The 1,165-nt window shown below is 43.7% G+C and carries 1 protein-coding gene and 2 pseudogenes; all 3 read right to left on the reverse strand.

Translation table 11 applies throughout. The features are described from left to right. The coding region (locus GRP75_RS27535; protein WP_160790961.1) for a copper amine oxidase N-terminal domain-containing protein at positions 1-353 on the reverse strand (353 nt) is incomplete at its 3' end. Between the two features lie 230 nt (positions 354-583). Continuing rightward, positions 584-877 (reverse strand): annotated as a pseudogene (locus GRP75_RS30760) (IS4 family transposase); the annotation flags it as partial. 43 nt (positions 878-920) lie between these two features. Beyond that, positions 921-1,165: pseudogene (locus tag GRP75_RS27545) on the reverse strand (ASCH domain-containing protein); the annotation flags it as partial.

Here is a 1,165-nt window from a genome sequence, read left to right on the forward strand (position 1 = left end):
TTTATTGCTGGCATAGCGTTGGGAGTTTGACTAGGCTTATAAGTAACAACTGTTTTAGAATCAGGATGCCACAATACTTTTGCATTTAGTGCCTCCCCTATAAAACGAAAAGGTACATATACAGCGCCTTCTTTAACAGTAGGATTTACGCCCACAGAAACCTTCTTATCGTTGACATACGCACTATTACTACCTACGGTTAGATTCAGTTTATTTTTCGTATCTGAATCGGTCACCATAACCGTCTTGCTTTTGTTGTCCCAGTCCACTTTTAGATTTGGAATAAGAGAAACTGTTCGTATTGGAACCAATGTTACATTGTCTATAACAATGGGATTCTGTCCATTGGCCATGCTACCATTAATATTTAAAACGTGCGAAGCTCTTCATTTTTCTTGGACGGTTTATCCCCCATATACCACGTACCTTGACCGATCCGGGGCAAAGACGTACCATCAGAAAGGTTTACCACGCGCCCACCCCCTTATTTTTTTAATTTGATTTTTCTCGCAGAGCCCCGTCCTATTCTCCATAACGAATATATTGGGTGGTGTTTTTGCAGTGGTCTCCCATACATTCTAACTCAACTTTCGCAGCATGAAACAAGGCTTGATGTAACTGGTCAAAGTGGCAATCCATTGCTGGAGTTGACGCCGAATAAGAACTGAAATCTTCTTATCGGCTTTTAGGGCTACTTGGTTGATCAAATCCGCAGCTGTTGCAGGGCAACGACCCAATCGAGCGTACCGACTTCGTTGCACAACAAATAAAACAATCTGTCAAAGGAACGCGCATCCGTGCTTTTCCGATGATGCCACGCCAGCAGTATGTATAGGGAAAACACAATCGTCGTGTGGCTGGTCAGCAAATTGCAGGACGGACTGAAGTCAGAACCACCATTAATTAATTGTTTACATAGGTCATATCATCAACTCTTCGTCTATCCGATGTTCCCATAGTCCCAGTTTACCCTTCGCTGGAATATAGGGCTTCAGCAGACGGAAACCCGCTATTTCCCACGCAAAATAACCTGGACTGTAATCGCCTAACAGGAAGTCCTCACCCGTCACAACCTTCCCGCAATCCAGAATGGCTGACGTATGATTAGCGTCGATAACTTGATAACAATTTGTAAGCTCGCAAGTAGCAAGGATAACCCCCGTAG

The organism is Paenibacillus sp. OT2-17 (assembly GCF_009827695.1).
GTDB classification, from domain to species: Bacteria; Bacillota; Bacilli; order Paenibacillales; family Paenibacillaceae; genus Paenibacillus; species Paenibacillus polymyxa_B.